Raw genomic sequence first — 25,785 nt, 5'->3', positions numbered from 1 at the left:
ATTAGCATGAAACTGCCACAGATGGCGTTGGTGAAGCAGCGCTTTACAGGTCCTGCAGTCAAGGATATTGAAGGAGAAGTAACGAAGCAGCTTACGCAGATTGAGCATGAGCTGAAGATAACTCCGGGGATGAGAGTAGCGCTGACAGCGGGCAGCCGTGGTATCGCCAATATTGCCGATATTATTAGGGCTGCTGTTCGCAAGTTGAAATCGATAGGAGCCGAGCCTTATATCATTCCAGCTATGGGCAGTCATGGAGGAGCAACCGCAGAAGGCCAAGTTAAGGTGCTGGAAAGCTTGGGTGTGACTGAGTCTTACTGTGGAGCTCCCATTCTTTCGTCTATGGAAGTGGTGCAAATCGGCGAGACACCGAGAGGAATCCCGGTCTATATAGACCGACATGCGTATGAAGGGGACGGAATCATCCTGATCGGAAGGGTGAAGCTGCATACTGACTTCAAATCTCCGATTGGCATCGAAAGCGGTATTATGAAAATGGCGGCAATCGGCCTTGGAAAGCATAAGCAAGCGTTGGCGCTGCATAATTATGGCATTCCGGGAATCCGTGATTTCATGCCGGAGGTATCGCGTGTCGTGTTCGAGAAAGCGAATATTTTATGCGGCATCGGCATTGTTGAGAATGCTTATGAACAGACAGCCGTAATCGAAGCCATCCCGACAAGGCTGATAGAGGAACGCGAGCGGGAGCTGCTCAAGCTCTCTGCATCTCTGATGCCGAAGCTTCCGGTGCAGGAGCTAGATGTGCTGCATGTTGATAAAATCGGGAAGAATTACAGCGGTACCGGTATGGATACGAATATTATCGGCAGAATGCGGATTAACGGCGTGGACGAGCCGGCCTCTCCCAGAATCGGATATGTAATTGCCGGAGACCTTAGCGATGAATGTCAAGGCAATGCGCTTGGTGTTGGATTGGCTGATCTGACGACGAAACGGCTGATGGATAAAATTGATTTTCATAAAACCAATGAAAACGTCATTACAAGCACATTTCTTCATCGCGCTATGATTCCGATTATTATCGATAATGATAGGGAAGCTATGAGGACAGCGCTGCGTTGCAGCTGGGGTATCCTTCCTGAGCTAGCCCGTATCATGCGTATTCCGAATACTCTTCATCTGGAGTATCTGTACATTTCAGAATCCTTGCTGCCGGAAGTCCACGGGCTGGATCATCTTGAAGTAGTTGGAGAGCTGGAGGAAATGAAGTTTGACATAAACGGGAACTTTATCGGCAGCTTTCATGGATAAAAGAGGAGGCTGAAGGCTAAGGGCTGAAGACTGAAGACTGAAGACTAGAGGCTAAACACTAAACACTAAACACTAAACACTAAACTACACACTGAAGGCTAAAGGCTAAAAGGTCACTCCGACATGTAAATAAGGGTGTTACTGTTATTAAAAGCTAGTGCATAAGCTGGAACAGAAAGTCAAAGGGGACTGCCTTTGGCTTATTTTTTTGTTATTTGGGTAGTTAAAGCGATTACGAAGCGACACCTCTATATACAATTTATAAGATATAGATTATAATTAACTAAAAGTTGCTCGTGGTAAACTTTTATGCACTAAGCTAACTTATGAAAAAGGGGGAGGGGTCAGCCATGACGGAGAAAAGCTATAGTTACAACAGGTTGATCAAAAAAGAAAGAAAAACGCCCCTTTCAGCCGAATCAGCGCTAAGAGGAGATATCAAAGGGTTTAAAAGACTGCTTCCATTTCTGGGTCCAGCCTTTATAGCATCTGTAGCTTATTTAGACCCTGGTAACTTTGCAACTAATATAACAGCAGGCTCCCAATATGGATATCTTTTATTGTGGGTTATTGCCGTATCCAACTTAATGGCGGTTCTCATTCAGACACTATCTGCCAAGCTTGGAATAGCAACAGGGAAGAATCTGCCAGAGGTTGCAAGAGAGAGGTTTTCGAAGCCAGTATCTATAGGCTTGTGGATCCAAAGTGAGCTGGTTATTATAGCAACTGATTTAGCAGAATTCATTGGAGCGGCGCTAGGTCTTTACTTGCTTTTCGGTATTCCAATGCTGCCTGCTGCACTCATAACAGCGGTTGGTTCTTTTGCCATATTGGAACTGCAGCGTAGAGGCTTTCGAGCTTTAGAGGCCGGGATTGCTTCGATGATTATGATTGTAGTGTTAGCTTTCACCTTTCAGGTAATTATGGCGAAGCCGGACATAGGAGCTGTGGTCACAGGTATTTTTACTCCTAACTTTCAAGGTGTAGATAGCATTCTGCTGGCAGCCGGGATTCTCGGAGCTACAGTTATGCCGCATGCGATATATCTGCATTCATCCCTTACACAAAACCGTATTGTTGGGAATAATTACGCAGAAAAGAAACAAATATTTAAACTAGAGTTGATGGATATTATTATTGCTATGGTTATTGCAGGAGCAGTTAATATGGCAATGGTTATTACCTCAGCCGCCCTGTTTTTTAAAAACGGTCTGGTTGTTGAAGATCTGGAGACAGCTTTCCATCAATTCGGCCAGCTGGCGGGTCCCTCATTTGCCATTTCGTTTGGTCTCGGCTTGTTAATTGCCGGTTTATCAAGCTCTTCTGTGGGTACTATGGCTGGAGATGTAGTAATGCAAGGGTTCATTAAAAAACGAATCAATTTGTACTTGCGCAGAGCAATCACCACTATTCCACCACTTGTTATTATTATTCTTGGTATTGATGCAACCAAAGCTTTGGTTATGAGTCAGGTCATTTTATCGTTTGGTATTGCTTTTGCGCTAATTCCACTTATTATTTTTACAAGCAATAAGAACATCATGGGAGAGCTGGTCAATCATCGAATCACTTCCATTGTAGGTTGGATTATAGCGGCGATTGTGGTTTCATTGAACTTGTTTCTTATTGTCGAAATGTTGTTCTAAGCAGAAGCTAGAACAAGGAAATGTTAAGGACCGTGCCCAGCACGGTTTCTTTGTGTTGAATAGCAGAAAGTAAGCTTGCTTCCACTGCGGACAACCGAACTAATTGATTAAAGCGGTAATTTGATCACCCTAAACCTTGGCAAATAGAGAAAGTTTAATTTCACTAAGGTGCATGTTTCTGCTTGCAAAACCGCAATGCAGCGATGCATTGCAAGAGCGCAATGCAAGAGCGCAATGCATGCTCGGAATTCGCGCGTGTTGAAAAGAAGTGCTGCTATAGCACGAATGCTTTGTCGTCAGGGAGATAACGAATGGTTTAACTGGAATTTCTGGAGCTAATTTTCCCGTCAGATCCTCTGTGAGGAAATTAACTGGAAATAATCCTTCTAATTTTGATATTATTGGCTTAAATGTATTAAAATCACGAAATTAACGGGACGTTTTCCTGTTATTTGCAAATAAATCCATATTCAACTGGAATTAACTGGAGGATTTCCAGCTAATTATGTGGGGTACCTTAGATCGCTCGTTGTGGCGCTGCATGATGGACAAGGTCGTTGCTTTCTACAAATTTGATGGTTATGGTGCGAGATGTGTTTCATTCACGCCAAGCCTACATTTCAAAGAACATGCACGATCATTGGATATAATCCCACACGTTCTTCTCTCTCCATGCACCATAGTCTGCTCCGCATCTAAAGGGTCGTCAGGATAGTTTACTAAATATCAGACTTTTATAAGTTTTCAGCGGAGCTGAAGAAGGCTGATATTGCAAGAAAAGCTACAGCTTAGACACGAATGTCTCTTCCTCGAAAGGGCTTCGATCAGAAGTTTTTCTTATATATGTTCCATTTTCAGCCGAATAAAGCTCAAAAAACTTTTTTCTTATAATCCTTTAATTTAAGCAATACTATACAATAAACGTAAACGTGTAGATTAAAAAGAACGATTTTAAAAAGTAAATAGAGGGTGTTACTTGTGACGGTTATCATTATTGTTCTCATAATAATCTTATTTATCACTTTAGCCAGCTTTTATTTCTATCATGTTGCTATAGCTCGTACGGATAAAAGTTTTTTAAATGGTAATCCGGATTTAGAGGTTAAGGTAACTGCCCAGAAGCCTTTTCACAGCATTGAAGAATGGTGGAGGAAACAAGCTTATTCGGAATGGAGCCTGGTATCCAATGATGGAATCAAGCTTCACGCTTATTATTTAGCAGCGGATCAGCCTTCGAACAAGACGGCTATTCTCGCACACGGTTATTTCGGTAAATCCGAGCAGATGCGTGAACTGGCCAAAATGTATAGAGATTCACTTGGCTTTAATGTTCTGATGCCGGATGCTCGCGGACATGGGAGAAGTGAAGGAAACTATATCGGCTTCGGATGGTCGGAACGTCTGGATTACGTCAAGTGGATCGATAGGATTATTGAACAAACGGGAAGCCAGGCGCAAATTGTTCTTCATGGCATATCCATGGGGGCAGCGACTGTAACAATGACCAGCGGCGAGGATTTGCCTCCGAACGTCAAAGTGATCGTGGAGGATTGCGGGTATACGTCGGTTAAAGATCAGTTGTCCTATCAGCTGAAACGAATGTACCACCTCCCATCATTTCCGCTTATTCAATCGACCAGCCTGTTGACCAAACTTCGGGCCGGCTACTTTTTTGGCGAAGCTTCCGCCTTGGAGCAAGTGAAAAAATCCAAAACACCAACGCTGTTCATTCATGGTGACACCGACTTGTTTGTCCCGACCCAAATGGTATATGAACTGTACGAGAATAGCCCGACACATAAGAAATTGTTCATCGTCCCTGGAGCCGGTCACGGCATGGCTAGACAGACCAATCCGGAGGCTTATGATCAAGAGGTAGCCCGGTTTATCGGGAAGTATGTAAAGTAATAGCCCATATAACAATAAAAAACTCATCCCAAGAGGCGACTTTTGAGGTGTGTTTTTTTGTAATATCAGACTTGATAAGTTTTCAGCGGAGCTGAACAAGGCTGATATTGCAATAAAAGCCACCGCAAAGACACGAATGTATCTACATGGAAATAGCCTCGATCAGAAAGCTTTTCTTATAATATCAAACTTATAAGTTTTCAGCGGAGCTGAACAAGCTGATATTGCAAGAAAAGCCATCGCTAAGACACGAATGTATCTTCCTCGAAAGGGCCTCGATCAGAAAGCTTTTCTTACTTTGGAGAATTGTTAAAACGATCCGAGATTCGTAATTCATGAAATGAGGTTAATACCATTTAAAGGCAGGTGCTGCACAATGAAATGGAGCATTCCCTGATATCCGTTAATGTTGTATAGCATAACCCGAATATAACAACATACATTATTAATATATCAAAAAGATAATTTAAAAGTTATATTTTTGGTATAGCCTGAGGGAGGTTGGGTGGCGGCTCATGATCGAATTTCGCAACGTTAATAAACATTATGGAAAATTCCATGTACTTAAACAGATCAATCTATCCATCCGGCAAGGGGAAGTAGTAGTTGTTGTTGGACCATCAGGCTCGGGGAAAAGTACCTTGCTTCGCTGTATCAACCGGCTGGAAACTATCACAGATGGAGAATTGACAGTAAATGCTGCCGAGCTGCATAACAAGAAGACCGATGTTAACAAGCTGCGGCGCAACATTGGGATGGTGTTTCAGCATTTTAATCTGTATCCGCATATGTCTGTCTTGGAAAATATCACATTGGCGCCTGTCCAAGTATCCAAAATATCAAAGCAGGAAGCAAAACAAATAGCGATGCAGTACTTGGAGAAGGTTGGGATACCTGAGAAAGCGGACGCTTTTCCATCCCAGCTCTCAGGCGGACAGCAGCAGCGGGTTGCAATAGCCCGCGGGCTCGCAATGAAGCCGCAGATTATGTTATTCGACGAACCAACCTCTGCACTTGATCCGGAGATGATTGGTGAGGTGCTCGATGTTATGAAGGGCCTGGCTCATGATGGAATGACTATGGTTGTAGTAACACATGAAATGGGGTTCGCCCGCGAGGTTGCAGATCGCGTTGTCTTTATGGATCAGGGGTTCATTGTTGAGGAAGGGGCACCGGATGATTTTTTCAATAATCCAAAAGAGGAACGGGCCCAACTATTCCTCGGCCGCTTGCTGCAGCATTAATAAATCATTAGGAGAGGGGTTTGTTCAATGAGTAGAAAAAAGATGGGGATGACGTTCACACTGATTATGATTACGATAATGCTCGCTTTAACCGCTTGCGGCACTGCCGCTCCCGCGCCAGGTACAGATGCGCCAAAAACTGGAGGTGCGGAATCTGGAAAAGCGGCGGACAGTACTTTAGATGCGATCAAAAAACGGGGCAAGCTGGTAGCGGGCGTTAAGTTTGATACCAAGCTGTTCGGATTGAAGGACCCGGGTACAGGCAAGGTCGAAGGATTTGATATCGATTTAGCTAAAGCTTTGGCGAAACAAATACTAGGCGATGAAACAAAGCTGGAATTAAAAGAGGTTACTTCCAAAACGCGGATTCCAATGCTTAATAACGGTGATATTGACATGATTATAGCTACTATGACCATTACAGAGGAACGTAAAAAGGAAGTCGAGTTCTCAGATGTATATTTTAAAGCAGGCCAGTCTCTGTTAGTTAAAAAAGGAAGTGCTATCAAATCAGTGGCAGATGTGAAAAAAGGAGTTAAGGTGCTGGCTGTAAAAGGCTCAACCTCGACAACCAACATTCGTGCCAAAGCCCCGGAGGCAACGGTGCTTGAGTTTGAAAATTATCAAGAAGCATTCACCGCTCTGAAAGCGGGCCAGGGAGATACATTAACTACGGATAATGCCATTTTGTACGGTATGGTTAAACAGGATCCTAATTACGAGGTAGTAGGGGGAACCTTTACAGATGAGCCTTATGGAATGGCCATTAAGAAAGGCGATACAACTTACACTGCTTATGTTAATGATTTCTTGAAATCCATCAAGGCTAGCGGTCAATACGACAAATTGTATGAGCAATGGATTGGAGAAAAGCCGAGTAAATAGTACGCCGGACTAAGGGATGAGCAAGCTTGGCTAGTAAGCTGCTCACCCTTGTTCCATTAGCGGAAGGAGGCGCCGCAAGGGTATGGATAAGCTTAAATTTGATATTTTATTTAAGTATTGGGATATGTACATGGAAGGCTTCTTGAATACGCTTCAGGTAAGTCTTATAGCGTTGGTGGGAAGCTTTATTCTGGGGACGATTGTTGCAGTGATGCGAATAGCTCCTATTAGGCCCTTGAATTGGCTAGGTACTGTGTTTGTTGAATTTATTCGCAATATTCCACTTATTTTGATTGTGTTTTTCTTTTTTCTTGCTCCTTCCGTACTAGGGTTACCGCTTAGCGGCTTTGTTGCGGGCACATTAGCGTTGACTATTTACACAGCCGCGTTTATAGCTGAAGCGGTTCGGGCGGGAATACAGGCTGTGCCGAAGGGGCAAACCGAAGCCGCACGTGCATCAGGATTAACTTATAACCAAACGATGTATTATGTTGTATTACCTCAGGCTATTAAAATCGTTATCCCTCCGATCGGCAACCAATTTTTGAATCTTGTTAAAAACTCATCGATATTAAGTGTCGTGGCAGGGTTGGATTTGATGTATTATGCCGACCTTATTTCTACCAAGTCATTTGTTACGTTTAGCGTCTATATTTTTGTAGCCCTATTCTACCTTGTTATTACCATTCCGCTCAGCATCGGGCTTTCCTATTTGGAACGACGAATGGCGGGAGTGAGTTAAGGTGGTTTAGGCTTGCTTTGGAGGTGAGGCCTTATGGATTTTGCAGGTGCGTATACGTGGGATCATTTATGGTTCATGCTGCAAGGCTTGGGAATAACATTGAAAGTAGCAGGGATAGCGATCCTGCTCAGCTTCTTGCTCGGATGTTTACTGGGGACGATTCGGTATACGAAATTTCCCGTAATCTCACAGCTAACTGCCATAATTGTGGAAACGATTCGCAACCTTCCCCTGCTGTTGATCATTTTCTTTACGTTTTTTGCTCTCCCCGAAGTTGGAATCAAGCTAAGTGTTGTGAATGCGGCGATTGTTGCGCTGACCATCTTTGAAGCGGCGATGATCTCAGAGATTGTACGAAGCGGATTAAAATCAATTGATAAAGGCCAGATAGAAGCCTCCCGGTCATCGGGTCTGTCCTATCTGCAAACGCTTTGGTATATTGTGCTTCCACAAGCGCTCCGCCGTATGGTCCCGCCAATGGTGAGCCAATTTATCTCACTGCTGAAGGACACATCGCTTGCTGTCGTTATATCTTTAGGAGAATTAATGCATAATGCACAAATTATTAATGGGCAGAACGTTAATTTCGTAATCCCAATCTTATTGCTCGCTGCAGTTATGTATTTTATTGTTAACTATTCGTTATCCATTGTAGCTCGTAGGCTGGAAGCTCGGCAGGTGTAGTATAAAGGACCTTAAAACCACGGTGTGGTATAAGGTTCTTTTTCTTGTTGAGCTTTATTTTCATTTACATTATCACATACTTATGTTATGTTGGGTTAACCAATGAACCAAACATCCTACAAATTTGAGGTGCGTAAATGGATATAGCTAAAACAAATCGTTTATCGCTTGTCGAGCAAGTCGTATTACAAATTGAATCTTTAATTGAATCTGGAAAATGGTCTGTTGGAACCCGTGTACCACCTGAACTGGAATTGATGCAGCAGTTCGATGTGAGTCGCAATACATTAAGAGAAGCGATACGAGCACTTGTTCATGCAGGACTTCTGAAAACAAGACAAGGGAGCGGTACCTTCGTAAGCTCATCAAGCGTCCTCGGGGCTGCACTTAACCGGCGCATCCAGAAGTCCAATATATTAGAAACATTAGAGGTGCGGCATGCTCTTGAGCGGGAAGCTGCACAATTAGCAGCTATAAGGCGCAATGAAGAAGATTTGGACAGGTTGCGTATGTGCATCGCTGCTTGTCAAGCTGCCGCAGATGCAAAGGACCTTCAGGCCTACGCTGAATCTGATATTAAGCTGCACCAAGCGATAGCAGAAGCAACTCATAACAGTGTCCTGATTGATTTGTACGAGCATATGACAGAATCGTTGCAGGCTTCTGTTCATAACCTGGTGGAAATTACTTCGCATACGGATTCTGATCAAAAAATTCATAGTAAGCTTGTAGCTGCCATTATCGAACAAAATACGGATCAGGCCGTTGAAGCTGTAAATGAATATATTTATCAATTTAAAGAAGCCTTATCTTTAGATATTGGAGGATCATCATGAGTTTTCAGCAAACAAGAAACAAAGCACAGCTTGAAATTACAGCAGCACCAAAGACAGGGGTATGGCTGCTTGTTATTGGAATCATTTTTATTGGAGCAACACTCAGAGCGCCTTTGACATCTATAGGACCTCTGGTAGCTTCCATTCGTGACAGTTTGGGAATATCCAACACAGTAACCGGTACTTTAACCACTGTTCCCTTACTTGCTTTTGCAGTACTTTCACCCTTCGCACCTAAGTTATCACGACGCTTTGGCATAGAAGTTGTGCTTCTGGCATCATTGGTTATGTTAACAGTAGGAATCTTGTTACGATCATTTGCTGGAGTAGGAGCATTATTTGCCGGTACCATCCTGCTTGGCTTATCAATTGCTGTTTGCAACGTACTGCTGCCGAGTCTTATTAAACAAAAATTCCCCGGGCGTATTGGAATTATGACAGGGGTGTATGCAGTTTCGATGAACCTGTGCGGAGCCATTGCATCGGGGCTTAGTACTCCAATCTCGTCTTCAATGGGATTAGGCTGGAAGGGCGCTCTTGGCTGCTGGGGAATCTTGTCCTTCATTGCTCTCTTATTTTGGATTCCGCAAATGCGGACACGGCTCCAATCAGCTAGAAAAGTAAGCTTGGAGCAGCAAACCAAGTCTGTCAGCTTGTGGCGTTCCAGATTGGCTTGGAAAGTGACTTTATATATGGGGCTGCAATCCCTTATTTTCTATACGGTTATTGCTTGGTTGCCTGTGATTCTTCAAGAACAAGGATTAAGCTCAAGTTCAGCGGGATGGATGCTTTCCTTGATGCAATTTGCAGTCCTTCCCTTTACATTTATTGTTCCTATTCTGGCGGGATATATGAAAAACCAGCGTATTTTAGTCGCCATAACCGCTTTATTATTTATGGCTGGAATATTGGGTGTTCTGTATGGAGGTACGACACTAATCCCTTTATGGGTCATTATGATTGGTATTGGAGCTGGAGTTGCCTTCAGTTTAGCTATGATGTTTTTTAGCCTTCGAACACATAATACGCATCAAGCAGCCGAGCTGTCAGGAATGGCGCAATCATTTGGGTATTTGCTTGCTGCAGTAGGTCCCACATTGTTTGGATTGTTGCATGATGCAGCGCATAGCTGGACTATCCCGTTGTTGATGCTAATTGTCGCGTCGATCTTTATTTTTATTTTTGGTATGGGCGCTGGAAAAAACGAGTATGTGACTACAGACTAGCATGGTTTAAGAGAGTACCCTCGAATCGGTACTCTCTTCTAACATCCTTTTGAAATTACATAGAAGAAGGCTCATCTTAAAAGTCAAAGTTATCCGGATCCGGACCTACACGGTGGTTTTGGTTCAAGCCGTCAATCCGGGCTATATCTTCTTTTGAAAGCTCAAAATCAAATACGGCCGAATTTTCTATGATCCGATGTTCTTTAGTAGACTTTGGAATCGTTACAATCCCATGCTGCAAGTCCCAACGCAGAATAATCTGGGCAATCGATTTGTTATGCTTATTTGCAATTTCTTGTAAGACCGGATGATCTAATAACTGACCTTGCATTAACGGTGACCATGCTTCCACTTGAATGCCGTGCTCCTTACAGAAGCTAATCAGCTCATTTTGAGTTAATTGGGGATGAAGCTCCACTTGGTTCACCATAGGTTTAATAGCTGCTGTTTTCATAAGTTTTTCAATATGATGGATCTGAAAATTGCTTACTCCAATCGCCTTTACACGCCCTTCTTTATATAGGGTTTCCAAAGCTCTCCACGACTCGGTATATTTACCTTCAACAGGCCAATGAATAAGGTATAAATCGAGATAGTCCAAGCCTAGCTTGTTCAAGCTTGTTTCGTAGGCGGCCAATGTGGACTCATATCCGAGATCGGCATTCCAAACCTTGGATGTAATAAAAAGATCTTCTCTAGCGATTCGGGTCTCTACAATGGCTTCGTGAATCCCTTGACCGACACTCTTTTCATTATCGTAAATAGCAGCCGTATCGATACTGCGATAGCCTTGTTTGATGGCTGATTTAACAGCATGAACCAGCTCCTCACCTTCTTCTACTTTAAATACTCCGAGCCCGAACCAAGGCATTTGGATACCATTGTGTAACGTTGTTGTATCTTGTAAATGTTTCGCGATCATAGAATAAGCCTCCTGAGTTTTGTTTTGAAAAATATAATGAGGATGCGATTTATTGCAGCGTCCCGATTACGAGCTGAATAACTTTTTTTGAGTCGACACCGGGGCATCATATCATTAAGCTGCTGACTTTTGTTTGTGGTTGGTTTCATCTCTTTTTTCCAAGGCTCGTGCCCAACCGGTTAAAATTACGGCTCCAAAAACCATCAACGATCCAACCCACGCTGTATGAATAAGTCCAATAGAATCCGTAACAACACCACCTATAAAGGCCCCGATCGCAATGCCGGCGTTGAACGCGGCGATATTGACGGCAGAAGCCACATCTACAGCTTTCGGTGCAAATCGTTCAGCCAACATAACTACATACACCTGTAATCCCGGAACGTTCATAAAAGCTAACAATCCCATAAAGAAAATCGTAATCAAGCCGGCTACTTTGAATGGGACGGTGAACGTTAAGATCAGAAGTACAATAGCTTGTAAAATGAACATATAGAACAAGGCGGAAACCGGCTTGCGGTTGGCAGCTTTTCCTCCAATTACGTTGCCGATGGCTATGGCAATACCGTAAATAAGGAGAATAAGCGCTACTGTTGTCTCCTTAAATCCGGTTATGTCGTGAAGCAATGGGGATAAATAAGTAAAGACGACAAATGTGCCTCCGTACCCTATGGCAGTAATGGAGAATGCAAGCAGCAAACGCCCATTAGTAACAAGTTTAAGCTGAGTGCGAAGCGGCGTTCTAGCTCCTCTGCGCAAATCGGATGGAATCAATGTCATATTAGCTATGAAAGCTATAACGCCGATTACAACGATACCGATAAATGCAGCCCGCCAACCCCATTGCTGCCCGATCAAGGTACCCAAGGGTACTCCTGTAACAGTCGCCACCGTGAGCCCGGAGAACATGATAGCTATGGCGCTAGCCCTGCGGTTTTCAGGGACAAGGTCCGCTGCTATGGTCGAGCCAATGGACATAAACACTCCGTGTGCTAAAGCGGAGATAACACGAGCTGCCAGAAGCAAGCCAATGCCGCTTGCTGCGGCGGCAAGGCTATTGCCCACAATAAAAACAACCATAATCCAACCTAATAACGTTTTGCGCGGAATATTAGAGGTTAAGGATGTTAGGATGGGCGCCCCAAAAGTTACCCCTAATGCATATAAAGTAACCGTTAATGCGGATGTTGTAACCGATATATTTAGATCCTCAGAAATGAGAGGCAGCAGTCCTACACTGATGAACTCCGTTGTTCCAATAGCAAAGGCGCTGATGGCTAATGCAAGGAGCGCGAATGTACTTCTCTTTGAGTCCAATGACATTTGTTTCACAACTCCTACAGTATGGTATTACCGGCCGGTAGATGTTATTATGTATTATTTGAATAGAAATGAATAGTACGTACTTTGAAGTGATATAGGAACTAAAAAGTACCCACAAACTAATAGGTTCCTATAAGCGTAGTTAGGGGGAAGAGTGTGTGATCAAAAAGAAATATAACATTTCAGTGGAGGCAACGCTCGAGGTGATTGGGGGTAAATGGAAATGTGTAATCCTCTGTCATTTGACGCATGGCAAAAAACGAACAAGTGATTTAAAACGTCTTATGCCAGCAATTACACAAAAAATGTTAACTCAGCAGCTGAGAGAATTAGAACAAGATGGCATATTGAATCGAATTAGCTATAACCAAGTTCCTCCTAAGGTGGAGTATGAGCTGAGCGAATATGGATGGAGTTTGAAATCGATCCTGGACTCCCTATGCGCCTGGGGTGAAAACCATATTATCAAAGAGTATGGGGATAAATTTACTGTATTAGAAGACAATATTCTTAATAATGTGTCTGGCGATGACAATGACAATGCTCTTGCACACCATGCGGAAAATGAATCTTGAGTAACAAAAAATGCCCCCCAAAAATTCAAAGGGGGCCCTCACAGGCTGAGTTTATCGCGGTCACACTGATTTATTGGAATGAAACACTTTGGAGTTAAGCACATCCAGAGCTTTTTCTATTTCTTGCAGATCCTCTGCAGAAGCATCCTTTATCTGCTGCAGAAAACGAACTTCAATACGGTTGAAGGCTTCGTCCATTATGGCTTGTCCTTCTTCGGAGAGACGGATATATTGCTTGCGTCGATCCTCGGTAACGGCGACTTTTTCGCATAGATTTTTTTCGGTAAGCTTCTTCAGTTCACGGCTCGTGTTCGGCATGGACATATGCTGACAATCGCTAATCTCGCTAAGGGTAACGGGCTGACTAACCGCTATATATTCGAGAATATTATATTGAACAGGTGTAATGGCATCGGATTTAATATCTTTGGTAAGCTCATGTTTCACTTGCAGAACAGCAGTGGTAAAGGATACGAATTTTTGAAAAAAAACTTTTTTATCCACAGAAATCACCTCTTAGGGATACCATAACAAATTGATTATCATAAAACAATTATCATTTGATAACAAAATAACGGCATGCTACTATTTGCTTATCAAATGATAAGTAATGAGGTGGTTCAATGAAAACTTTAGTTATTTATACGCATCCTAATCATCAGAGCCTAAGCTACGCATTTTTGCAAAAAGTCATACAAGGAAGCACCGAAAATCCTCATATTATGGAGATCAAGGTACTGGATTTATATGAGGAGGAGTTTAACCCTGTCCTTGTGTTCAATGAGAATAAACGCCGAAGAGATATGAAATCTGAACCCCGGCTTGCCAAGTATCGGGATCAGATTATGTGGGCCGACAAAATCGTCTTCGTGTATCCTATATGGTGGGGAAGGCCTCCTGCTATGCTTCTGGGGTACATCGACCAAATGTTTGCGTCAGGCTTTGCTTACAAAGATACAGGTGGACTGCTGCCAGAAGGACTTTTAAAGGGACGTTCGGTAGTTTGTATTTCTTCCATGAAGGGGCCCGCGTTATATCCTTTGTTTTGGTTAAATAATGCGCACAAAGTATTAATGAAAAAAGCCTTGTTTAGTTATGTGGGAATAAAGAAAGTAAAGTTCTTTGAATTCGGGAATATGGAAAGTCCCAAGGGGAAACAAGAGGATAAATTAAATAAGATTTATCATTATTTTAAAACGATAGCAAGCTAAATTCATAGCATCATTAGATAACCCTGACAAACAGCTGTCAGGGTAGTTGTGCTACTATTTTGTTATAAGCTAATTAATTGGAAAATGAAATGAAAATAGGAGGTTTTATATATGGCGCATGCCTCAATAGAAATGTATAACTTCAATGTATGGGCGAATAAAACGATGCTCGATCGATTAAAGGAAATTCCACAGGACATTTACAATAAGGAGATTCAAAGTGTTTTTCCATCGATTTCGAAGGCGATGCCTCATATTTACATAACGGATATCTGTTGGTTGAACATCCTATTGGGTAAAAGTATGAGTGATGCTTTGGTATATGCTAATCAATTGAAAGAAAATACCGAGGCGAAGAGCCTTGAGGAATTGGAAATGTTGTTTTTGGAATCATCCGAGCAGTTTAAAGCAATTTTCAACCAACAGGACAATATGGAAAAAACGATAGTTGTAGATAACCCATATGCTGGTATACGGGAAACGAGCTATTCTGAAATCGTTTTGCAAATTGTGAATCATGCTACGTACCACCGCGGCAATATTACGGCTATGTTGCGCCAGCTGGGCTACGCCTCTACTATGACTGAATATGCTCTGTACTGGTATTCCAGATAGAATTAGTATCTCAATTAACCTAATTGCATAATTATTGCGAGGGGCTTGCTACTAGGCGGCTCTTTTTTTATGTCATAAAATTGCTAGATTCGTAATAGTAGTTAATAGAGGGGAAAAAGGGGGAGCTGGGTATATGATCGCTTTCAAAAAATGGACAGGTATGTTCAACGGGAGGTCATCTGAGTCCTACCAAACGGTTCAGGTTCGTGCGCCTCGCGATTATTTTAATCGTGCGGATGCTTTTATAGAGGATGTTAAATATATGACTGAGGAAGAATTGACGGGATTAAACAAAGCTTTTCTTGCGAAGCTGTTGTTTGATAATTTTCTGGAAAGTGTCCGGCAGGGAAAGGATCTGTATGAATACCTATCCTCTTTGAGCAGGTTATACGGAAGTGTCCTTACGACACCCAATAACATTGGCAAAAAAGTGTCCGATTCAAGCGCACCAACCAAATTTCATTGGAGCCTAACTACTAAGAACGGCAAAAAGGAGGAAAGCGAGTTTTTGACTCTTTCCATAAGGCTGCATTCAAAGGAAGTTAACCGAGTGAATGTGTTTTTTGAAGATTTGCGTTGGAAGCATCACCCTCTTGATATAGAGCTGGATGAGCTTGTCTCTCTACTTTTTATTGAATTCATTACAGCATTGCGCAATGGCCTTACCGAGGAGACGAGTCAGGAAATTATGGACTTCATTCTAAGTAAATGGGAAGAGCGCTAACCCCGATAGATCCCCCCATTCTTTCATCAAAACAAGGATGGGGAGCCTGACATAATCATCGGCCGTATTGAAAATAATCAAGCATTGTACCGGGTAGTTCGTAACGGGGACCTGCTTGCTTCTAAATAATTCTAAATAATCTCGTCAATAATTCCTAGCTCTAATGCTTCCTCTGGACTAATGAACCAATCGCGCTGATGCTCCTGAACACTTTTAAGATCCTCCAGCCGGAGATTAGATTTCGATATTAAATACTGATCGTAAATATTTTGTAATCTCTGCCCTTCATCAACCCGATTTTTCAAATGCTCCAAACGGCCTCCTATTGTATTTGAAATGGAATGATACATTAGCGTGCTTAGTTTGCCTAAATGCCTCTTGTGACCGCTAACTGCAACAAGCAAGCTCATACTGGCTGCAAGACCATACACATACGTATGGACAGGTGTCTTGCTATTATCAATCACATTAATAAGACCTAGCCCGTCATAAACATTTCCACCATTGCTATTGATGATCAAGTCGATGGGAACATGCTTGTAGTCCTTCTCTCTCTTATCTTTTTCATCGTCCAATTGGTTAATCTTCAGTATATTCTCTACAACGGCTTTTACTGAGTTTTTATTAATTCCATCAAATAAATACAAGGTTCTTTCGTTCATGTATAAGTCTCCAGTCTCAACGGCTTACTGATAATGTTAATGTATTCCTTTCTTTAAGACTTCGTAACCCATAAACTCTTCTTTTTTGTAATCTGGGCTATGAATAGTAAAAATAAAAAAGCCGCTTCGCTGAGCGGCTTTTTGGCATCTTAATTTGATATGATAACATAGGACTACTTAGGTGAAACAGAGAATCATCATGATATCCTCTTCAGTCAGTGCCAATTGGCCACTATCCGATCGTTTAAATAAGTACCCGGACCCTTCAATTTTTTGAAGAAGATTAACTAGCCGTGTTTCAGTGATTCCGAAAAATAAAGCTGTTTCCTCAATGCTAAAGCATTTTTTTTCTTGTACCATAAGTTCAACCATTGAGCACCTACCATATGTTAGTTGATTTCGTATGGCTTACTTTATCAAAACCCATGTAAAAAGTAACTCGAACGATGTCGCGGGAATAATGATCCTCTAAAGCGTTCACTATTTGTTCAATAAATGAGGTCCACCCTATATTTGTGACAAAATGATTGTTATTTCTGCCGTAAAAAAAACGCTTGACCCTGACACTACTGTCAGACTTTATAATAAGAATAAGCCACTCTCATAGACCCGGGGGATTGTTATGAAGATCGGTGAACTATCGCGATTGACGGGTGTCAGCATCCGGTCGCTGCGTTATTATGAAAAGCAAGGATTAATTGCACCGGCACGCCTAACGAATGGATACCGAGATTTCAGTCCACTCACTGAGGAAACGGTGAAGACGATTAAATTGTATTTAAATCTCGGCTTAACTACAGAGCAGGTTGCAGGGTTCCTAAATTGCGTGCTTCAGAATAAAGAGGCGTTCTGTACAGATGTAATGCCGATTTACCAGCAGAAGCTGGAGGAGATCGAACGGCAAATCATCGAATTGAATCAAATCAAAGCGAATCTGTTGGATCGCATAGCTTACGTGCAGCTTGAGGCGGAAGCGAATAATGAATAGGAAGGTGAGAGGAAATGGCACTAACAGTTGCGGAAAATGACGCCATGCTAAAATCTCTTATTAGTGAAGGGGTCGTACTTGTCGACTATGGCGCACCATGGTGTGGGCCTTGCAAGGCATTACTCCCCGTATTGGAGGAGATAGATCAGGAAATGACTGGGAAAGTCAGGATAGTAAAAGTAAACTGCGAGGATTTACCTGCATCCGCCGCTGAGGCTGGCGTCATGGGCATGCCAACCGTTATCGTGTATAAAGAAGGGCAGCCTTTAGATAAAATCGTGGGGCTTCGTCCCAAAGCGCAGTATCGAAATGTACTTGAAAAGCATTTATAAATCCCGGTGATTAAGCTAACACATTGTTTTGAAGCGTATATCCGCTTATGATATACACATATCAATCCCTATAGGATGATAAACAATTAGTGAAGTAGGTTTAAATAGATGACTCGTACCGAACCGCCAATTTACCGTTTTAGTGAAGCGCCAATCTGGGAGCTGCAGCGATTCTTTTATGAAGAGCAGGGAATCAACGCTTGGCAGAGTGAAGAAGTACCGCAGTATATAACGAATAATCCAATTATGGCATTGGCTTATGCGGAAATTATATTTGGATTTCTTCAAGATAGAGCGAGGTTAGGGTATACTTCAGCACCCGTTACAATACTTGAGCTTGGTGCGGGTTCGGGCCGATTAGCGTTTCATATTCTTAAGGAGCTATGCGAGCTAAGGGATTATGCCGGCATACCGCTTCCTCCTTTTCGCTATATATTGAGTGACTTGGCTGTCAAAAATATATCCTATTGGGAGCAGCACACAAGTTTACTGCCCTATGTCCAGCAAGGTGTTTTGGATTTCGCACAATTCGATGCCGTTCAGGATACAGAGCTAATCTTGACGCAATCTAAATCAGTCGTAAGGCCTGGCGATTTGGAGCAGCCGCTGCTGGTTATTGCTAATTACTTTTTTGACAGTATCCCTCAAGAGCTGCTTTATGTAGATGAAGGCAAGATTTATGAATGTGATATTTCCCTGCTGTTTCCGGAAGGGACTGCCGGTCTGAGCGCCTCCGATAAGCTTGGGAAAGTCATACCCGAGTATCATTACCGCAGAGCTGAGAGCTATGAACAGCAATCGTATCCCTACAACGATGTAATAGAGCTCTATAAGCAAAAGCTTGAGGATTCGCATGTTCTCTTTCCGGGCGTAGGATTGGCGTGTTTGGAACGACTCAGTGAATTGTCCCAACATGGTTTTCTTCTGCTTACGGCCGATAAAGGAGACCATCGAATAGAAAATTGGGAATATGCTGAGCCTCCTAAGCTTATCCATCATGGAAGCTTCTCCCTGGAAGCGAATTACCATGCGATACAGTACCTATTTGAACAAAAGGGTGCACAGACCTTATTCACAACGCATCAATATAACAACTTGAATGTAGGCTGTATCCTTATGCTTCAAGATCCGGCGAGCTATGCCAATTCACGTCTGGCTTACCGGAGGTTTGTAGACCGTTTTGGGCCGGATGATTTTTTTAGTATGAAACAATGGTTTGATATGCATCTGGATCAAATGGAGCTATCCCAGCTGCATTCCTTTTGGAAATTGGGCAGCTATGATGCTCAATTATTCATTCAGAGCGCCAAGCGAATCGCCCTGCTGCTTCCAGCAGCTAATGAGAAAGATATGAACGATATTCGCAATGGGATCCAACGGATGTGGGATAGCTATTATCCTATGGAGGAGAAGCATAATTTAGCTTTGGACTGCGGTATGCTGCTGTTTCAAATGGATTTATACGAGGACGCACTGGTGTTCTATGAACGTGCATTGAAAGAAACAGAGGCTGGAGCGGAAGTCCTTTATAATATGGCGATCTGCTGTTATGAGCTTGGGATTCAAGACTCGGCGCGGGACTATGCTCATAAAGCTTTGGCTATGGAACCTGAGCATGAAGGAGTTTTGGAGCTGCTGCTGTTGTTGGGCTGATAATAGATGGAATTTCTGGGTATCATAACTGACGAGGTGGTTATGATGAATCAAGGTCCAACGAATCAGAATCCAGTGAATCAAGGTCCAATGAATCAAGATCCAACGAATCAGATTTCAATGAATCAAAATCCGATGAATCAGAATCCAACGAATCAGAATTCAATGAATCAAGGTCCAACAAATCAGAATTCAATGAATCAAAACCCAACGAATCAGAATACAAACTACGAACAAATTTATCAAGAGTACAGGCAACAGGGTGAAATGCAAGCGGGGCAGGATCAGATGAATACTGCGGCAAACGCTGGAAAAGAGCATATCGTAGCCGTACGTAAAAATAATGACGGCGATATCATTGCGATTCAAACATCGGCAGGACGTGAGCTTGATTATGTAAGTGCTTTGAATGAGGCTAAGGCGGGTGCCCTCGCCAATGTGGATGTATACCACCGCTATGGCCGCGATATTCTGCGAAGCGAGCCTGACGGTGTGCAGGAGAACAATCTGGATAATCTGCCTACATTTTAACTGGCGAACAAATAGTGAGGAGAGGCTGTTCCCAAATCCGTTTCTGGATTTTTGACCCCCACTCACTCTAATGGGAATTTCCCTACAAAAAGACGCTTCCATCCCCACGGACATAGTGGTTTTGGAGGCGTCTTTGTATATAGTTGGGACGGATTCATTCACTGACACTCTTTTGGGACCGCCTCTTTTTAATATACAGATAATTTATATGTTTTGGAGTGAGCGAAGCTTACCTCAATGCTATTAAAACGTGAAAGCATCTTGGTCGGAAGGTAGTGAAATGGTTAACTGGAATTTCTGGAGCTAATTCTCCTATTAATTGCTTGTAGAGGGAATTAACTGGAAATTCTCCTTCTAATATTGATGTTTTTTAGATTAAATGAGCTACAGTGTCGAATTAGCATGAGGATTTCCAGTTAATTGTGAAAAAATCGCTCATCGCCCGGAATTAACGGGAGGATTTCCCGTTAGGCAGACGCAGCTTTTTAAAAATATAGCTGCACCTAGTTTCGTGCGCCAATTTCCCGGGCTGCATCATGCGTTATTTTCAGGGTAGCTTTAGGGAGTATCGAGCCGTTTACTATTTTGTTGCAAGATGTGTTCCAACTCCATCATGGCAAGCTTGATCATCATAGGAACAAGACTTCAACAGCAGCTGTTCCTCTTATTCACGCAAATGCAGCGTAAGCATTCTTGAAGGTGAATTCAGGTAAAAGTTTCCTAAAATGAAGGGATATTTTGGGGTTTATTGAATTATACAGTGTTGCAGGACTTAACTTGCGGCTCTTAGTGTGATCAACTTTTACCTCAAATATTTAATCATTGGAGTCGGAGTCATTATTGGTGCCGTAGCAGGAATTAATAGCAAATAACATGAACATAAAATGAAACTAACAGAAAAAGTAAAGGAGAATCGTATGAGCGTTAACCAACAGCGGCCAGATTTTTCAATGGATCTTTCAATCCAAGAGTTCGAAAGACATTATTGGTATAAGAATGAATTAATCCACATCTGCAGTATGCATAACATCTCATCGTCCGGGACAAAAGCAGAGCTGGAAGTGAAGATCAAAAAATTATTAATCGGCGAAAAAACAATTGATCATCGTCTCTTAAATACAAACATAAGAAAGAAACAAGAACTGAATGAAATATCGCTAAGTACAAGGCTTATTCCAGATGGATTTAAGTTTAACCAGAAGGCGAGGGAGTTTTTCGCCAAATATTACAACAAGAGTAAATTTACTTTTACTAAAGAAATGGCAGCGGCATTACGAGAAGCGGAACGTCAAGGTAATATTGAAATGACAGTTGCTGATTTAATTCAGGTGTATGAGGGGAAAACGAAGCTTGAAAGCCCGGAAGAAAAAACATATCAATGGAACAATTTCGTTAAAGACTTTAATAAAGACTCTCGAACGAAGGGCTTTAAAGACCGAATGAAAGTTGCTGCGCAAATATGGAGTAAAGTGCGAGACAACCCAGGTGAAAAATTGTATTCTCCCCTTCTATTAGATGAGTATTTAAATCAAATGAATGAATAGAGAAGCTTTACAAAAAACAACCTCCACAGTCCTGTGGTTATATGTAAAGGAGAATAGTAGTGGAAAAAGGGCGACTTTTAGCGAGAGGGAGAACTGCCGAAGTTTTTGAATGGGGAGAAACAAAGGTATTAAAGTTATTTTTAAAAGATGATAATGTTAATCAGGAAATGACTAATACCACAATAATAAACCAGATCGGTTTACCCGCGGCAGAGGTATTTGAGCTGGTTGAAATAGAAGACCGTAAAGGGATAATCTATGAACGAATAGTTGGAAGTACATTGATGAGATTGATTGAACCGACAGAGAGTAGTTTATCGAAACACGCTAAGGTTATGGCAGCTTTACATGCAGAAATACATAGAGCCACTCATAAGCATCCGCCCAATTTAAAGCAGGAATTAACCAAGAAAATAAACAGATTAAACCATATAACCATCGAGAACCGAACAGAAATTATAAGATTGCTTGATAACTTACCGGCAGCTCATACAATATGTCACTATGATTTTCATCCAGACAACATCATTATGTCACCTAGAGGACCTATAATAGTAGATTGGTTTAATACTTTAGTTGGTAATCCCAATGCCGATATAATGAGAACTCTTTTAATGTTAAGATCTCACGCCCTACCAGATGATCCTCCGGATTGGCTGCTGGATAGAAATTGCAGATTATTTTTTCATGATGTTTATTTGACTGAATATTTAAGATTACAAGAAATAAGTAAAGAGGAAATAGACGTATGGTTAGTACCGACAATAGCTGTAAGATTAGGGGAGGTCGTAGAAGAGGAAGAAAAGGAAATGCTGCATTTACTAAATCAAGAGCTCCAAAAGAAATAAGGGGGTTAATCAAGGAATGGATAAATTACGTTTTCCAATGGGTCAGTTTGCACCGCTGCTCAATCCTACTTTGGAAGAGCGGAGAAGCTTTATAGATCAAATCCCTACTATTGCAATAACTCTTCGAAGTCTTGTTATGGGCCTTCAGCCGGATCAGCTTCAAATCCCATACCGTCCTGAGGGCTGGACAATTCAACAAATCGTGCATCACATAGCCGATAATGATATGAATGCTTACTTGCGATTCAAGAGAGCGCTAACTGAGGATGAACCCATGTCGCAGACTTATCGAGAAGACTTGTGGGCAGAATTAAGCGATTACAAGGATACTCCTATTGAGACATCCATTTTACTTCTGGAATTACTTCACAGCCGATTTCTGATTCTGATAAATAGTTTGAGCCCGGAAGATTTTAATAGAAGATTGAAAACTCAAGCATTGGGTAAAATCACTATAGATACTGCCCTTCAAAGGCTTGTTTGGCATAATCAGCATCACATTTCGCAAATAAAAGTTTTAATAGATCATAAGGGATGGTAAGGAATACGGGAAAGTCTAAGTAAATCGAAATGGCAGCAGCTTCGCATTTACCAATACCATGTGGGCCAGAATTTTTTAATGGGGGAGAATTCATGGAATATGTAAGGGATTATGTGATGTATGCAGCTATTTTCGGTATATTTAGTTTTAGCTGGTTCGGCTGGGCTCAGGAGAATCCTAGAAAAAGTTGGCGGAAGTATATTGGGATCGCTTCTTCAGCCCCACTGATAGTAGGTTTAGTGGGTATTTACTTGAGTATAACACACTGGCATGATCGCTCTGCTTTATCGGATCCGGGTGCATTCCAAAACTATTTGATATTCGTAATCATTGAATTTTTATTAGCAGCTATAGGTGCTTTTATTTTGATTAAATATAAACGTAATGATTATATTGCCCCTTGGATTGCTTTTATTGTAGGTGTTCATTTTTTCTGGTTAAAAAACGTTTTTAATGATTCCAGCTTGTATATTTTAGGGATACTCCTCGTTGGTGTTGTTGTAACCTCATTAGTTGTATCCAAAAAACTTAATATTGCTAACAGCGCAATTACGGGGATTGGCGTTGGTATAGTGCTCTTCTGCTTTGCCATATTGGGCTTGCTTCGATTTTTAATGATACAGTGATTGATGATTTTGGCACAATAAACTCGTCCCCGTATATGTTAAAGACCCTTATCCTTGTCTTGACCAAGACAGAATAGGGGCTCTTAATACAGCTGCTTCAGCCTTCGCTCCGTATTGAACAACCCGATTCCACGGCTGCCCTGTGAATGATGATCGAGCAGAGTATGCAGCTTTTCCTTATTCATTCCCACTCCATCGTCCTCTTTCGTAATATCGATATAGTTCTCATGATCGGTAATGAGGATTCGTACCGTTCCGCCATGTGAGCGCTTAGTAACGCCATGTCTTACTGCAAATCTAGAACCCCTTGAACGGCATCAGGGTGATCAGGCGTTGCTTGAAGTGTAATCCATACCAAACGTACAGCAGTTAGAATAAGTACTAACGTTCCTAGAATGAGAATAATTTTACGTTTTGTCATCATACTAAATAATTCTACAATTACCGGGATGTTCCTTACAGAGCGGCGTCTACCTATATACTCATGAATTGAGGAACAATTTACGAAAAGGATGAAGAACAATGGCTATGAAATACCATACAACCGCAGAGTGGGATGAAGCGTTATGGCTTAAAGCGGAGCAAGTTTATGCGGAGGCGTTTCCTGAACACGGAAGGAAAAATCGATCGCTCATTCAACGCATGTTCAAAAGAGAAATCTGTAATCTTCATACTTGGAGTGAGGGTACTGATGTGGTTGCGATGGCCCTCACCGCGATAAATCGAAATGCAAAAGTGCTGATCATTGATTATATAGCGGTTCGACAAAATCAGCGCGGCAAAGGATTAGGCCGAAAATGCATAGAAGATATTCGGGCATGGGCAGAGAGCACGGCTGATTGCCGTGGCATCGTTATAGAGGTTGAGGCTGAACCGACTAAGGAAAATGCGGAGCGTATCCGGTTTTGGGAAAAAGTCGGGTTTCATTTGACCGACTATGTCCATCCCTATATTTGGGTTCCAGAGACTTATAGAGCTATGTACTTGAGCTTTAATGAGGATTTTGCACCGCTGGATGACGGTAAAACTTTGTTCTCTTATATTACTGATTACCATGAAAAAGCGTATCGCGGAAAATGACAGACTGTCTCTATGATTTTAGAGGGATGCAGATGTTTAATCCCTCACCTGCAAAGATATTCTTCCAGCTTCTGTAACTTTATTGGTGTAAAATAGTAATTGAGATATTATCATTCGTTTCGGGAGGATGGTTATTTTGGAACAGAGGAATGAGTCAACTATTATTACAAAAGAGTCTTTTCAGGCAGTGGGGTTGAAATGGGAAGGAACATTTGCAGAAGCAGGAGCGGGTGGGATTAGAGCGGTTCATTCCGAAATAAATAGACGGTTACAGGAGATACGGCATGTTTTATATCCAGATACTTTATTAGGCTTGTCCTATCATATTAATGAAGGAGGATTTACTCACTATTCGGTTATGGAGGTTGAAAGTGCCAAGCACATTCCTGATGGAATGGTAAGTATAACGGTTCCGACCTTAACCTATGCAAAGTGCGAGCACAAGAAAGATCAAAGTATAGATCTCTCATACAAAAATATGTATGCCTGGATTGCAAGTCAGGGGTATCAATTACATAAGGGAGAGGTCACACACTACGAGGAATATCCTATCCATCAAGATCCTTATGTGAAAGACCCTGAATTCATAATTATGATTCCTATTGAAAATAATTAGATTATAAAGAAAGATTGAGAGAGACACAAAAAATCGGTACATAGAACGGTAGCGGCAGCCAAGAACATGATATTCATGCTCTTGGCTGCCGCTATTAGGTATGAGGGATTCAGGTAGGCTGAATCAAGATTGACTTTTGGGCTCGGTGGTGATCATCCACAATACGCCGAATTTGTCCTCGATTTGTCCGAACATTGCGCCCCAGAATTCCATTCCCAACGGGTGCTTGATATTGCCCCCTTCCGCAAGCTTGTCGAATGCTTCACGGGCTTCGGCTTCGGTTGAGAATTCCAGACACAGATGAATGGCATTGCCATGACGAATTGGCTCGTATAGAGAATCACACATCAGGATGTTAACCCCTGCGGCCATTAGACTCAAGTGCATGATTCTGTCCTTGTTCGCTTCATTGGCATTCGGAAGATTTCCATAGGTCATAATGGACTGAATCTCTCCGCCAAGCGCTTTCGTGTAAAACTCTGCTTGAGATCTTGCGTCCTCGGAAAAAATATAAGGTGCATGTTTAGCCATAATTACAACATCCTTTCGTC

At 42.1% G+C, this 25,785-nt stretch carries 30 protein-coding genes; 23 read left to right on the top strand and 7 right to left on the bottom strand.

All coding sequences use genetic code 11. The annotated features are described in order from the left end of the window. Positions 1 to 6 precede the first annotated feature (6 nt). The 9 genes from NV381_RS28770 to NV381_RS28730 all read left to right on the top strand — a co-directional run bounded on the left by NV381_RS28770 (position 7) and on the right by NV381_RS28730 (position 10,443). The gene (locus NV381_RS28770) at positions 7 to 1,272 is read left to right on the top strand and encodes a nickel-dependent lactate racemase (RefSeq protein ID WP_258216745.1); all 1,266 of its coding nucleotides are present in this window, start codon (positions 7 to 9) and stop codon (positions 1,270 to 1,272) included. Between the two features lie 350 nt (positions 1,273 to 1,622). Continuing rightward, a complete protein-coding gene (locus tag NV381_RS28765; protein ID WP_258216744.1) occupies positions 1,623 to 2,918 on the top strand; it encodes an Nramp family divalent metal transporter in 1,296 nt (431 codons plus the stop codon). 969 nt (positions 2,919 to 3,887) lie between these two features. Beyond that, complete coding sequence (locus tag NV381_RS28760; protein WP_419182311.1) at positions 3,888 to 4,826, top strand: alpha/beta hydrolase; 939 nt, start codon at positions 3,888 to 3,890, stop codon at positions 4,824 to 4,826. Between the two features lie 515 nt (positions 4,827 to 5,341). Further along, the gene (locus NV381_RS28755; RefSeq protein ID WP_258216742.1) at positions 5,342 to 6,070 is read left to right on the top strand and encodes an amino acid ABC transporter ATP-binding protein; all 729 of its coding nucleotides are present in this window, start codon (positions 5,342 to 5,344) and stop codon (positions 6,068 to 6,070) included. Positions 6,071 to 6,097: 27 nt separating this feature from the next. Continuing rightward, a complete protein-coding gene (locus NV381_RS28750; protein ID WP_308862355.1) occupies positions 6,098 to 6,955 on the top strand; it encodes a transporter substrate-binding domain-containing protein in 858 nt (285 codons plus the stop codon). 82 nt (positions 6,956 to 7,037) lie between these two features. Further along, positions 7,038 to 7,697, top strand: coding sequence for an amino acid ABC transporter permease (locus tag NV381_RS28745; protein WP_258216741.1), 660 nt, complete (start codon positions 7,038 to 7,040; stop codon positions 7,695 to 7,697). Between the two features lie 33 nt (positions 7,698 to 7,730). Continuing rightward, on the top strand, positions 7,731 to 8,381 hold the full coding sequence (locus NV381_RS28740; protein ID WP_258216740.1) for an amino acid ABC transporter permease: 651 nt from the start codon (positions 7,731 to 7,733) through the stop codon (positions 8,379 to 8,381). Positions 8,382 to 8,518: 137 nt separating this feature from the next. Then, positions 8,519 to 9,217: a FadR/GntR family transcriptional regulator gene (locus NV381_RS28735; protein WP_258216739.1), complete on the top strand. Its 699-nt coding sequence runs from the start codon at positions 8,519 to 8,521 to the stop codon at positions 9,215 to 9,217. After that, entirely contained in the window at positions 9,214 to 10,443 is a 1,230-nt protein-coding gene (locus tag NV381_RS28730; protein WP_258216738.1) for a CynX/NimT family MFS transporter, read from the top strand. The genes NV381_RS28735 and NV381_RS28730 overlap by 4 nt, the downstream gene beginning before the upstream one ends. Before the next feature lie 76 nt (positions 10,444 to 10,519). Here the strand turns inward: NV381_RS28730 and NV381_RS28725 are convergent, their stop codons facing one another. After that, entirely contained in the window at positions 10,520 to 11,362 is an 843-nt protein-coding gene (locus tag NV381_RS28725; RefSeq protein ID WP_258216785.1) for an aldo/keto reductase, read from the bottom strand. Between the two features lie 117 nt (positions 11,363 to 11,479). Further along, positions 11,480 to 12,688 (bottom strand): MFS transporter, encoded by a 1,209-nt coding sequence (locus tag NV381_RS28720; protein ID WP_258216737.1) that lies wholly within the window; start codon positions 12,686 to 12,688, stop codon positions 11,480 to 11,482. 161 nt (positions 12,689 to 12,849) lie between these two features. Here NV381_RS28720 and NV381_RS28715 point away from each other — a divergent pair, with 161 nt between their 5' ends. Continuing rightward, positions 12,850 to 13,263 carry a winged helix-turn-helix transcriptional regulator gene (locus NV381_RS28715; protein WP_258216784.1) on the top strand — a complete coding sequence of 138 codons (414 nt, stop codon included), beginning with the start codon at positions 12,850 to 12,852 and terminating at the stop codon, positions 13,261 to 13,263. A gap of 60 nt (positions 13,264 to 13,323) precedes the next feature. On the opposite strand, the gene NV381_RS28710 is transcribed toward NV381_RS28715, so the two are convergent. Continuing rightward, positions 13,324 to 13,767, bottom strand: a complete 444-nt coding sequence (locus tag NV381_RS28710; protein ID WP_258216736.1) for a MarR family winged helix-turn-helix transcriptional regulator — start codon at positions 13,765 to 13,767, stop codon at positions 13,324 to 13,326. Positions 13,768 to 13,886: 119 nt separating this feature from the next. Between NV381_RS28710 and NV381_RS28705 the strand changes: the two genes are divergently transcribed. The 3 genes from NV381_RS28705 to NV381_RS28695 all read left to right on the top strand — a co-directional run bounded on the left by NV381_RS28705 (position 13,887) and on the right by NV381_RS28695 (position 15,813). Beyond that, the gene (locus NV381_RS28705; protein WP_258216735.1) at positions 13,887 to 14,474 is read left to right on the top strand and encodes an NAD(P)H-dependent oxidoreductase; all 588 of its coding nucleotides are present in this window, start codon (positions 13,887 to 13,889) and stop codon (positions 14,472 to 14,474) included. A 111-nt stretch (positions 14,475 to 14,585) separates the two neighbouring features. Then, the gene (locus tag NV381_RS28700; protein WP_258216734.1) at positions 14,586 to 15,089 is read left to right on the top strand and encodes a DinB family protein; all 504 of its coding nucleotides are present in this window, start codon (positions 14,586 to 14,588) and stop codon (positions 15,087 to 15,089) included. Positions 15,090 to 15,222: 133 nt separating this feature from the next. After that, the gene (locus NV381_RS28695; RefSeq protein WP_258216733.1) at positions 15,223 to 15,813 is read left to right on the top strand and encodes a hypothetical protein; all 591 of its coding nucleotides are present in this window, start codon (positions 15,223 to 15,225) and stop codon (positions 15,811 to 15,813) included. Positions 15,814 to 15,944: 131 nt separating this feature from the next. Here NV381_RS28695 and NV381_RS28690 read toward each other — a convergent pair whose 3' ends face one another. Further along, on the bottom strand, positions 15,945 to 16,475 hold the full coding sequence (locus NV381_RS28690; RefSeq protein ID WP_258216732.1) for an ATP-dependent Clp protease proteolytic subunit: 531 nt from the start codon (positions 16,473 to 16,475) through the stop codon (positions 15,945 to 15,947). Between the two features lie 622 nt (positions 16,476 to 17,097). Between NV381_RS28690 and NV381_RS28685 the strand changes: the two genes are divergently transcribed. From NV381_RS28685 to NV381_RS28650, 8 genes are all read left to right on the top strand, one after another. Continuing rightward, positions 17,098 to 17,463: a MerR family transcriptional regulator gene (locus NV381_RS28685; RefSeq protein ID WP_258216731.1), complete on the top strand. Its 366-nt coding sequence runs from the start codon at positions 17,098 to 17,100 to the stop codon at positions 17,461 to 17,463. Positions 17,464 to 17,477: 14 nt separating this feature from the next. After that, entirely contained in the window at positions 17,478 to 17,795 is a 318-nt protein-coding gene (gene trxA / locus NV381_RS28680; protein ID WP_258216730.1) for a thioredoxin, read from the top strand. Positions 17,796 to 17,903: 108 nt separating this feature from the next. After that, positions 17,904 to 19,448, top strand: a complete 1,545-nt coding sequence (locus NV381_RS28675) for a tetratricopeptide repeat protein (protein WP_258216729.1) — start codon at positions 17,904 to 17,906, stop codon at positions 19,446 to 19,448. Positions 19,449 to 19,643: 195 nt separating this feature from the next. Continuing rightward, entirely contained in the window at positions 19,644 to 19,979 is a 336-nt protein-coding gene (locus NV381_RS28670; protein WP_308862356.1) for a DUF3892 domain-containing protein, read from the top strand. Positions 19,980 to 20,896: 917 nt separating this feature from the next. Then, a complete protein-coding gene (locus NV381_RS28665) occupies positions 20,897 to 21,523 on the top strand; it encodes an SAP domain-containing protein (protein WP_258216728.1) in 627 nt (208 codons plus the stop codon). Between the two features lie 59 nt (positions 21,524 to 21,582). Then, entirely contained in the window at positions 21,583 to 22,371 is a 789-nt protein-coding gene (locus NV381_RS28660) for a phosphotransferase family protein (RefSeq protein WP_258216727.1), read from the top strand. 16 nt (positions 22,372 to 22,387) lie between these two features. Next, positions 22,388 to 22,912, top strand: a complete 525-nt coding sequence (locus tag NV381_RS28655) for a YfiT family bacillithiol transferase (protein ID WP_258216726.1) — start codon at positions 22,388 to 22,390, stop codon at positions 22,910 to 22,912. A gap of 92 nt (positions 22,913 to 23,004) precedes the next feature. Further along, a complete protein-coding gene (locus NV381_RS28650) occupies positions 23,005 to 23,538 on the top strand; it encodes a hypothetical protein (RefSeq protein WP_258216725.1) in 534 nt (177 codons plus the stop codon). Positions 23,539 to 23,621: 83 nt separating this feature from the next. Here NV381_RS28650 and NV381_RS28645 read toward each other — a convergent pair whose 3' ends face one another. Next, complete coding sequence (locus NV381_RS28645) at positions 23,622 to 23,777, bottom strand: hypothetical protein (protein WP_328517116.1); 156 nt, start codon at positions 23,775 to 23,777, stop codon at positions 23,622 to 23,624. A 47-nt stretch (positions 23,778 to 23,824) separates the two neighbouring features. Next, complete coding sequence (locus tag NV381_RS28640) at positions 23,825 to 23,962, bottom strand: hypothetical protein (protein WP_258216724.1); 138 nt, start codon at positions 23,960 to 23,962, stop codon at positions 23,825 to 23,827. A 98-nt stretch (positions 23,963 to 24,060) separates the two neighbouring features. On the opposite strand from NV381_RS28640, the gene NV381_RS28635 reads away from it, so the two are divergent. Both NV381_RS28635 and NV381_RS28630 read left to right on the top strand, forming a co-directional pair. Further along, positions 24,061 to 24,618, top strand: coding sequence for a GNAT family N-acetyltransferase (locus tag NV381_RS28635; RefSeq protein ID WP_258216723.1), 558 nt, complete (start codon positions 24,061 to 24,063; stop codon positions 24,616 to 24,618). A gap of 127 nt (positions 24,619 to 24,745) precedes the next feature. Beyond that, positions 24,746 to 25,234, top strand: coding sequence for a GyrI-like domain-containing protein (locus NV381_RS28630; RefSeq protein WP_308862353.1), 489 nt, complete (start codon positions 24,746 to 24,748; stop codon positions 25,232 to 25,234). Positions 25,235 to 25,357: 123 nt separating this feature from the next. On the opposite strand, the gene NV381_RS28625 is transcribed toward NV381_RS28630, so the two are convergent. Continuing rightward, on the bottom strand, positions 25,358 to 25,765 hold the full coding sequence (locus NV381_RS28625) for a VOC family protein (protein WP_258216721.1): 408 nt from the start codon (positions 25,763 to 25,765) through the stop codon (positions 25,358 to 25,360). Positions 25,766 to 25,785: the final 20 nt, after the last annotated feature.

The organism is Paenibacillus radicis (ex Xue et al. 2023), from assembly GCF_024722015.1.
Lineage (GTDB): Bacteria > Bacillota > Bacilli > Paenibacillales > NBRC-103111 > Paenibacillus_S.
This window is presented reverse-complemented; position numbering and strand designations above follow the sequence as displayed.

What these genes read in the sequence shown, in the direction of transcription:
- NV381_RS28770 (WP_258216745.1), top strand. Translation starts at nt 7, where the DNA reads ATGAAACTGCCACAGATGGCGTTGGTGAAGCAGCGCTTTACAGGTCCT.
- NV381_RS28765 (WP_258216744.1), top strand. Translation starts at nt 1,623, where the DNA reads ATGACGGAGAAAAGCTATAGTTACAACAGGTTGATCAAAAAAGAAAGA.
- NV381_RS28755 (WP_258216742.1), top strand. Translation starts at nt 5,342, where the DNA reads ATGATCGAATTTCGCAACGTTAATAAACATTATGGAAAATTCCATGTA.
- NV381_RS28750 (WP_308862355.1), top strand. Translation starts at nt 6,098, where the DNA reads ATGAGTAGAAAAAAGATGGGGATGACGTTCACACTGATTATGATTACG.
- NV381_RS28745 (WP_258216741.1), top strand. Translation starts at nt 7,038, where the DNA reads ATGGATAAGCTTAAATTTGATATTTTATTTAAGTATTGGGATATGTAC.
- NV381_RS28740 (WP_258216740.1), top strand. Translation starts at nt 7,731, where the DNA reads ATGGATTTTGCAGGTGCGTATACGTGGGATCATTTATGGTTCATGCTG.
- NV381_RS28735 (WP_258216739.1), top strand. Translation starts at nt 8,519, where the DNA reads ATGGATATAGCTAAAACAAATCGTTTATCGCTTGTCGAGCAAGTCGTA.
- NV381_RS28730 (WP_258216738.1), top strand. Translation starts at nt 9,214, where the DNA reads ATGAGTTTTCAGCAAACAAGAAACAAAGCACAGCTTGAAATTACAGCA.
- NV381_RS28720 (WP_258216737.1), bottom strand. Translation starts at nt 12,688, where the DNA reads ATGTCATTGGACTCAAAGAGAAGTACATTCGCGCTCCTTGCATTAGCC.
- NV381_RS28705 (WP_258216735.1), top strand. Translation starts at nt 13,887, where the DNA reads ATGAAAACTTTAGTTATTTATACGCATCCTAATCATCAGAGCCTAAGC.
- NV381_RS28700 (WP_258216734.1), top strand. Translation starts at nt 14,586, where the DNA reads ATGGCGCATGCCTCAATAGAAATGTATAACTTCAATGTATGGGCGAAT.
- NV381_RS28695 (WP_258216733.1), top strand. Translation starts at nt 15,223, where the DNA reads ATGATCGCTTTCAAAAAATGGACAGGTATGTTCAACGGGAGGTCATCT.
- NV381_RS28690 (WP_258216732.1), bottom strand. Translation starts at nt 16,475, where the DNA reads ATGAACGAAAGAACCTTGTATTTATTTGATGGAATTAATAAAAACTCA.
- NV381_RS28685 (WP_258216731.1), top strand. Translation starts at nt 17,098, where the DNA reads ATGAAGATCGGTGAACTATCGCGATTGACGGGTGTCAGCATCCGGTCG.
- trxA (WP_258216730.1), top strand. Translation starts at nt 17,478, where the DNA reads ATGGCACTAACAGTTGCGGAAAATGACGCCATGCTAAAATCTCTTATT.
- NV381_RS28675 (WP_258216729.1), top strand. Translation starts at nt 17,904, where the DNA reads ATGACTCGTACCGAACCGCCAATTTACCGTTTTAGTGAAGCGCCAATC.
- NV381_RS28670 (WP_308862356.1), top strand. Translation starts at nt 19,644, where the DNA reads ATGAATCAAAACCCAACGAATCAGAATACAAACTACGAACAAATTTAT.
- NV381_RS28665 (WP_258216728.1), top strand. Translation starts at nt 20,897, where the DNA reads ATGAGCGTTAACCAACAGCGGCCAGATTTTTCAATGGATCTTTCAATC.
- NV381_RS28655 (WP_258216726.1), top strand. Translation starts at nt 22,388, where the DNA reads ATGGATAAATTACGTTTTCCAATGGGTCAGTTTGCACCGCTGCTCAAT.
- NV381_RS28650 (WP_258216725.1), top strand. Translation starts at nt 23,005, where the DNA reads ATGGAATATGTAAGGGATTATGTGATGTATGCAGCTATTTTCGGTATA.
- NV381_RS28640 (WP_258216724.1), bottom strand. Translation starts at nt 23,962, where the DNA reads ATGATGACAAAACGTAAAATTATTCTCATTCTAGGAACGTTAGTACTT.
- NV381_RS28635 (WP_258216723.1), top strand. Translation starts at nt 24,061, where the DNA reads ATGGCTATGAAATACCATACAACCGCAGAGTGGGATGAAGCGTTATGG.
- NV381_RS28630 (WP_308862353.1), top strand. Translation starts at nt 24,746, where the DNA reads ATGGTTATTTTGGAACAGAGGAATGAGTCAACTATTATTACAAAAGAG.
- NV381_RS28625 (WP_258216721.1), bottom strand. Translation starts at nt 25,765, where the DNA reads ATGGCTAAACATGCACCTTATATTTTTTCCGAGGACGCAAGATCTCAA.